At 68.7% G+C, this 7,736-nt stretch carries 3 protein-coding genes and 1 pseudogene; 1 reads left to right on the forward strand and 3 read right to left on the reverse strand.

The features are described from left to right. Nucleotides 1-79: 79 nt before the first annotated feature. Nucleotides 80-2,845 (forward strand): type I DNA topoisomerase, encoded by a 2,766-nt coding sequence (gene topA / locus BM249_RS15855; RefSeq protein WP_091973742.1) that lies wholly within the window; start codon nt 80-82, stop codon nt 2,843-2,845. Nucleotides 2,846-2,955: 110 nt separating this feature from the next. Here topA and parE read toward each other — a convergent pair whose 3' ends face one another. The 3 genes and pseudogenes from parE to BM249_RS15870 all read right to left on the reverse strand — a co-directional run. Beyond that, entirely contained in the window at nt 2,956-5,010 is a 2,055-nt protein-coding gene (parE, locus tag BM249_RS15860) for a DNA topoisomerase IV subunit B (RefSeq protein WP_091973744.1), read from the reverse strand. 246 nt (nt 5,011-5,256) lie between these two features. Continuing rightward, a complete protein-coding gene (locus tag BM249_RS15865; protein ID WP_091973746.1) occupies nt 5,257-7,266 on the reverse strand; it encodes a PhoX family protein in 2,010 nt (669 codons plus the stop codon). 149 nt (nt 7,267-7,415) lie between these two features. After that, nucleotides 7,416-7,736: pseudogene (locus BM249_RS15870) on the reverse strand (porin family protein); the annotation flags it as partial.

The following is a 7,736-nucleotide window of genomic DNA, read 5'->3' on the forward strand; positions in this document are numbered from 1 at the left end:
ATCGCCGACACCGCAGCGCACTTGTGTGCGCAACCGGTCGTTGCGAAAGAAGACCTTCCCGAGAGTCGCGGATCGCTCCATGAAAGTCGTCGTCGTCGAGTCGCCGGCCAAGGCCAAGACGATCAACAAGTACCTCGGGCGCGACTACGAGGTGCTCGCCTCGTTCGGGCATATCCGCGACCTGCCGGCGAAGGACGGCTCCGTCGATCCGGAGGCCGACTTCCATATGCTTTGGGAGCTGGACGACCGTGGCTCGAAGCGTGTGTCCGACATCGTCCGGGCCCTCAAGGGCGCCGACGGCCTGATCCTCGCGACCGATCCGGATCGCGAGGGCGAGGCCATCTCGTGGCACGTGGTCGAGGCCCTGAACGCCCGGCGCGCCCTCAAGGGCATGCCCGTGGAGCGGGTGACCTTCAACGCCATCACCAAGGCGGCGGTCGACACCGCCATGCGCAACCCGCGCCAGATCGACCAAGCCCTCGTCGACGCCTATCTGGCGCGCCGCGCCCTCGACTATCTCGTGGGCTTCAACCTCTCGCCGGTGCTGTGGCGCAAGCTGCCCGGCGCACGCTCGGCCGGGCGCGTCCAGTCCGTGGCCCTGCGCCTCGTCTGCGAGCGCGAGCGCGAGATTGAGGTGTTCAAACCGCGCGAATACTGGTCCCTCGTCGCCACCCTGGCGACGGAGGCCGGCGCGGTCTTCGAGGCCCGGCTCACGGGCGCGGACGGCAAGCGGATCCAGCGCCTCGATGTCGGCACCGGGGAAGAAGCGGCGGCATTCAAGCGCGACCTCGAACTCGCGACGTTTTCCGTCGGAAACGTCGAAGCGAAGCCGGCGAAGCGCCATCCCGCGCCGCCCTTCACGACCTCTACGCTGCAACAGGAGGCCTCGCGAAAACTCGGGATGGCCCCGGCCCAGACCATGCGGGCGGCGCAGAAGCTCTACGAAGGCGTCGAGATCGGCGGCGAGACGGTGGGCCTCATCACCTACATGCGCACCGACGGCGTCGACATGGCGCCGGAAGCCATCGCCGACGCCCGCCGGGTCATCGCCAAGGAATACGGCGACGCCTACCTGCCGGGGGCGCCGCGCCGCTACAGCACCAAGGCCAAGAACGCGCAGGAAGCCCACGAGGCCGTGCGCCCGACGGATATGAGCCGCCTGCCGAAGACCGTGGCCCGCACGGTGGATGCCGAGCAGGCCAAGCTCTATGAACTCATCTGGATCCGCACGGTGGCGAGCCAGATGGAATCAGCCGAACTCGAGCGTACCACCGTCGACATCACCGCATCGGTCGGCCCGCGCCGGCTCGATCTCCGGGCGACGGGGCAAGTCGTCAAATTCGACGGCTTCCTCACCCTCTATCAGGAGGGCAAGGACGACGAGGAGGACGAGGACGGCAAGCGCCTGCCGCCGATGAAGGCCGGCGATCCGCTGACCCGCGAGCGCATCGCCTCGACCCAGCACTTCACCGAGCCGCCGCCGCGCTATTCCGAGGCGAGCCTCGTCAAACGCATGGAAGAACTCGGCATCGGCCGGCCCTCGACCTACGCGGCGATCCTGCAGACCCTGCGCGACCGCGAATACGTCAAGATCGAGAAGAAGCGCTTGGTCGCCGAGGACAAGGGCCGCCTCGTCACCGGCTTCCTCGAGAGCTTCTTCAAACGCTACGTCGAGTACGACTTCACCGCCGACCTCGAAGGCCAACTCGATCGGGTCTCGAATGCCGAGATCGACTGGCGCGAGGTTCTGCGCGATTTCTGGCAGAGCTTCTCCGCCGCCATCGCGGGCACCAAGGAGCTGCGCGTCACGGAGGTACTCGACGCCCTGAACGACCTGCTGGGCGCCCACATCTTCCCCGAGAAGGCCGACGGCTCGAACCCGCGCACCTGCCCGACCTGTGGCGCGGGCCAGCTCTCGCTCAAGCTCGGCAAGTTCGGCGCCTTCGTGGGCTGCTCGAACTACCCCGAGTGCAAGTACACCCGGCAGCTCTCGGCGTCCGGCGTCGAGGGCGACGGCGACGGTTCGTCGGAGAATGGCGGTCAGCCCGGCACGCGCGTGCTCGGCACCGATCCGGTCTCGGGCATGGCGGTGACCTTGCGGGACGGCCGGTTCGGCCCGTTCGTGCAGCTCGGCGAAGCCTCCACGGACAAGGAGGCGCCGAAGCCCAAGCGCTCGTCGATCCCGAAGGGCCTCAGCCCCTCGGCCGTGGACCTGGAGAAGGCCCTGAAACTCCTGTCGCTGCCGCGCGAGGTCGCCAAGCATCCCGAGACCGGCGAGCCGATCCTGGCCAATCTCGGCCGGTTCGGACCCTACGTGCAGCACGGCAAGATGTACGCGAATCTCGGGCGCGACGACGACGTGCTGGAGATCGGGGCCAACCGCGCCATCGACCTCATCGTGGCCAAGGAACAGGGCGGCGGCCGGCGCGGTCCCGCCGCCGATCCCGGCCGGGCGCTCGGCACCCATCCGGAGACGGGCAAGCCCATCGTGGTGAAATCCGGGCGCTACGGCCCCTACGTCACCGACGGCACCACCAACGCGACGCTGCCGAAGACTCAGGCGGCGGAGGACATCGACCTTCCGCAGGCCCTGGAACTCATCGCCGCCCGCGAGGCCGCCGGGGGCGGCAAGAAGCGCGCGCCGGCGCGTAAGGCAGCGGCGAAATCGACCACGGCCAAGAAGGCGCCGGCCAAGAAGGCCGCCGCGAAAAAGGCGGATGACGACGCGGGCGAGGCACCGGTGAAGAAGGCCGCCCCGCGCAAGGCGCCCGCGAAGAAGGCCGACGCCGAAGCCCCGGCCAAGAAGCCCGCCGCCCCGCGCAAGGCGGCGGCCAAGAAGGCCTGATCCGGGTTTCCGAAGGGATCATCCGCTCAGTGGGTGTCGGGCAGAGCCCGACATCTTCCCAGGGCTCTGCCCTGGACCCGCGAAGGGCATAGCCCTTCGAGACCCGGACGTCAGATATCCAGTTCCGCGCCATCGGCGAAGGCGGCGCGCTCGGAGATGAAGGCGAAGCGGGCTTCGGGCTTGTTGCCCATGAGCCGGTCCACGGCGTCGCCCGTGGAGCTGCGGGCCTCTTCCAGAACCTCGACGCGCAGGAGCGTGCGCTTCTTCGGGTCCATGGTGGTCTCTTTCAGCTGCGCCGGCATCATCTCGCCGAGGCCCTTGAAGCGGCCGATCTCGACCTTGGCCCCCTTGAACACCGTCTTGATCACCCGCTCCCGATCGGCGTCGTCGCGGGCATAGGCCGTCTTGGCTCCGTGGGTCAGGCGGTAGAGGGGCGGGATCGCGAGGTAGAGGTGCCCCCGGTCGATGAGTTTGGGCATCTGCCGGTAGAAGAAGGTGATGAGCAGCGAGGCGATGTGGGCGCCGTCGACGTCGGCGTCGGTCATGATGATGACCTTCTCGTAGCGAAGGTCTTCCAGGCGGAACGCGTTGCCGGTGCCGCAGCCGAGGGCCTGGGTCAGGTCGGAGATGAGCTGGTTGGCGCCGAGCTTGTCGCGGCTGGCCGAGGCGACGTTGAGGATCTTGCCGCGCAAGGGCAGGATCGCCTGACTGGCGCGGTCGCGCGCCTGCTTGGCCGATCCACCGGCCGAATCGCCCTCGACGATGAAGATCTCGGAGCCGGCCATGCCGGCCTTTGAGCAATCGGCGAGCTTGCCCGGAAGCCGCAGCTTGCGGGTGGCGGATTTGCGCGCGACTTCCTTCTCCTGGCGGCGGCGCAGGCGCTCTTCCGCCCGGTCGATCACCCAGTCGAGGAGCTTGTTGGCCTGGGCCGGCGAGGCGGCGAGCCAATGATCGAAGGCATCGCGGATCGCCGTCTCGACGATGCGCGAGGCCTCCACGGTGGCGAGCTTGTCCTTGGTCTGGCCCTGGAATTCAGGCTCGCGGATGAACACCGACAGCATGGAGGCGCAGGTCGCCATGACGTCGTCGGTGGTCACGGCCGTCATGCGCTTGGCCTGATTCACACGCTCGGCGTGCTCACGCAGGGCCCGGAGCAGGGCGACGCGCAGGCCGCTCTCGTGGGTGCCGCCCTCGGCCGTCGGAATCGTGTTGCAGTAGGAGGCCGAGACACCGTCCTCGGTGACCATCCAGGCCACGGCCCATTCGAGCGACCCGTGGCCGCCCGGCTTGGTGATCTTGCCCGAGAAAATCGCGTCGGTGACGAGTTCCTTGCCTTCGAGATCGCGGGCCAGATAATCGCGCAGCCCCCCTGGGAAGCGGTGCACGGTCTCGGCCGGCACGTCGTCGATGCCCTCCAGAAGGGACGGCGCGCAACGCCAGCGGATCTCGACGCCGCCGAACAGGTAGGCTTTGGAGCGCGCCATCCTGAACAGGCGACGGGGATCGAACTTCAGCGGCCCGAAAATCTGCGCGTCGGGGTGGAAGCGCACCCGGGTGCCGCGCCGGTTCTGCACCCGGCCCACCGTCTCCAGCGGACCCTGAACATGCCCCCGTGAAAAGCTCTGGCGGTAGAGGGTCTGGCTGCGGGCGACCTCGACCTCGAGTTCGTCCGACAGGGCGTTGACCACGGAGATGCCCACACCGTGCAGGCCGCCGGAGGTCTCGTAGACCTTGGAGTCGAATTTCCCGCCCGCGTGCAGGACGGTCATGATGACTTCGAGGGCGGATTTCGTCGGGTATTTCGGGTGCGGGTCCACGGGGATGCCGCGCCCGTTGTCGGTCACCACGAGGTGGCCGGTCTCTTCCAGCTCCACCTCGATGAAGCTGGCATGGCCCGCCACGGCCTCGTCCATGGAATTGTCGATCACCTCGGCGAAGAGGTGGTGCAGCGCCCGCTCATCGGTGCCGCCGATATACATGCCGGGGCGGCGGCGCACGGGCTCCAGCCCCTCCAACACCTCGATGGCGGAGGCGTCGTAGCCGGCTTCCGCCGAGGTGATGGGGGCGGGCACGGGAGCGGAGGACGCCGCGACCTTGCGACGCTCATTGGGCTTCGCCTGGGGGGCCTCGCCGCCGACGAAGAGGTCGCGCGCGGGGTCGCTCACCGGTGTCCCTCGTGCGAGGGACGGCCCGGCGTCAGGTTTCGCGGAGCGGATCGCGGAGGGTGACCGTGCAGCATTCGCCTTCATCCTCTGACCATACCGGAACAAACCGGAAACAGAAAGGGGTTCCCACCCCGGTAGGTCGGGCGCCGCGCCCACACCGTGCGGGGCGACGCCGTTCCATGCCATGGGGCAGGCTTGGTTAAGAAGGGCTGACGGCCTTGGAAAGGTCTTTTCGCGGCGGGGCGGTCAGGTCCCGACGCGGCCGCCCCCGCGCTTCGTGATCGCCACCACGGCCGGGCGGGGCGGCATGGCCGAGTCGAAATCCGGCCAGCGGGTGGACGGGGCCTCGAAGGTGGCGGGCGCGGCCTTCGGATCGTCCTCGTCGGCCTCGCCCGGATGCTGGACGGCGACGAAGAAGGTGGTGTCGTCGGGGGTGAAGTACGGTCCGCACATCTCGGCTCCGCACGGCACCCGGAAGAAGTGTTTTCCGGTGCCGCGCCCCTGCCCCTCCGTCTCCATGGCCCAGATGCCGTCGGCCCGACCGGTGCGCGAGGCGGAATTGCCGTCCGTGGCGACCCAGAGGCGGCCCTGCCCGTCGACGGCGCAATTGTCCGGCATGCCGAACCAGCCGTCCTTGGTGGTGGCCGACGAGAAGGTCGCGCCGACCGCCGCGATGGCGGGATCGCCGCACCGGACGAGGATCTCCCACGAAAAGCCCGTGGCGGCGTGGTCGCCGTCGTCGGGGGTGAGTTCGACGATGTGGCCGAAGCGGTTGTCGGCACGCGGATTTACGGCATCGGTCTGATCGGCCTTCCGCTTCCCGTTGTTGGTCAGCATCACGTAGACCTTGCCGGTCTTGGGGTTCGCCTCGACGTCCTCGGGCCGATCCATCTTGGTGGCGCCGAGGCGGTCGGCGGCGAGACGCGCGCCGATGAGCACGTCGGCTTGGGTCTGGAAGCCGTTCTCTGGCGTCAACGGTCCCTGCCCGAACACCAGGGGCATCCAGGTGCCGCGCCCGTCGGCGTCGAACCGGGCGACGTGCAGCGTGCCGGAATCGAGGAGATCGCGGTCACCGCTATCGACCCGGCCGGTGGTGACGAACTTGTAGACGTAGTCGAAGCGCTCGTCGTCGCCCTGATAGACGACGTACTGACCGGTCTTGGCGACGATGCCGGCGGCGCCCTCGTGCTTGAACCGGCCCATGGCGGTACGCTTCTTCGGGACGCTCGTGGGATCGAATGGGTCGATCTCCACCACCCAGCCGAAGCGGTTGGGCTCGTTCGGGGTCTTTCCGATGTCGAAGCGCTCGTGGAACCGGCCCCAGGCATAGGCGGAATTCGGTAGGTTGAAGCGGGCGTGGTTCTTCGCTTCGCCCGAGTCCGCCGGCAGGGTCCCGGAGAAGTAGTAGTTGATGTTCTCCTCGCAGGTGAGCCACGTGCCCCATGGGGTCGTGCCGCCGGCGCAGTTGTTGATCATGCCGTGGACGGACCGCCCGGTCGGGTCGGCGGCGGTGACGAGGCGCGCGGAACCGGCGGCGGGGCCGGTGAGCACCATCGGCGTCTCGGCGGTGATGCGGCGGGCGTATTTCGAATCCGGCACCACGGCCCATTGGCCGTCCGTGCGGCGGATCTCGAGGACCGAGCCGCCATGGGCCGCCATCTCGATATCGACGAGAGTCTTCGTCATGCCCGCGAAGGCGACGGACTTGAGGTCCTGGCGCCCGAGGCCGGGGAACATGAGCTCCTCGTTCGTGTATTCGTGGTTGACCACCAGCAGGCCGTGGGCGGCCGGATCGGCGGCGCCCGGCATGGGGAAATAGCCGACGAAGTCGTTGTTGTAGCCGAACTGCTTCGCCTGCGCGGCGGCGGATTGGTGATGCGGATCGAAGGCCGGGGCGCCGGGCAGGACGGGATCGCCCCAGCGGATGAGGATCTCGGCGTCGTGTCCCGCCGCCACGTGGTGATGGGTGTCCGAGCCGGCTTCGACCTCCGCGAAGGGGAAGCGCGTCGGGGCGGTCTCGGCCGGAACGGCGGCGGCTGGAGCGGCCTCGGCCGCCGCAGCGGCTTCAGTCGCCGCGAGGGCGCGGGGCGTCACCACGGCAGCGATGGCGCCGACGCCGAGGAGGCCGCGCAGGAGGTCGCGCCGATCGAAGCGCGCCGCGACCACATCGCCGAAGGTGGCGTTGGCGCTCGGGTTGGAGCCGGCATCCTCGGCCGCCTCGGCCGCCTGCGAGCGGGTTCGCGTCGGCTCGGTCATCCATCGGCTCCGTGAAGGGAAAGCCGTCCTCTAGGCGCCCCCCATGGCAAGCACATGACGGTCGCCACAATGCGAAAAAGCCCGGCCTTTCGGCCGGGCTTTTCCGTGGATCGGGTCTGGAGGGCGTCCCGGAGGACGCGGGCCAAATCCTAGTAGGAGCCGAACTTGTAGTTCAGGCCGGCGCGGACGACGGCGAACTCGGTGTCGCGGATCTGACGGCCGCCGGAGACGAGGGCGACGCCGGGGCTGTTGGTGGTGATGACGGTGCCGACGTTGTTGACCGCGAAGGCGCCGTTGTTGCGGTTGCCCTGGTCGAGGTTGACGTACAGACCTTCGACCTTGAACGTCACGGCCGAGGACTTGAAGAAGTTGAAGAACGAGTCCGTCGGGAGAGCGTACTCGATGCCACCGCCGGCGGCCCAGCCGGTCTGGAAGCTGTCGCGGCTGGCGTTGGTCAGACCGAAGTCACG

Source organism: Methylobacterium gossipiicola (assembly GCF_900113485.1).
Classification (GTDB): Bacteria; Pseudomonadota; Alphaproteobacteria; order Rhizobiales; family Beijerinckiaceae; genus Methylobacterium; species Methylobacterium gossipiicola.

What these genes read in the sequence shown, in the direction of transcription:
- topA (WP_091973742.1), top strand. Translation starts at nt 80, where the DNA reads ATGAAAGTCGTCGTCGTCGAGTCGCCGGCCAAGGCCAAGACGATCAAC.
- BM249_RS15865 (WP_091973746.1), bottom strand. Translation starts at nt 7,266, where the DNA reads ATGACCGAGCCGACGCGAACCCGCTCGCAGGCGGCCGAGGCGGCCGAG.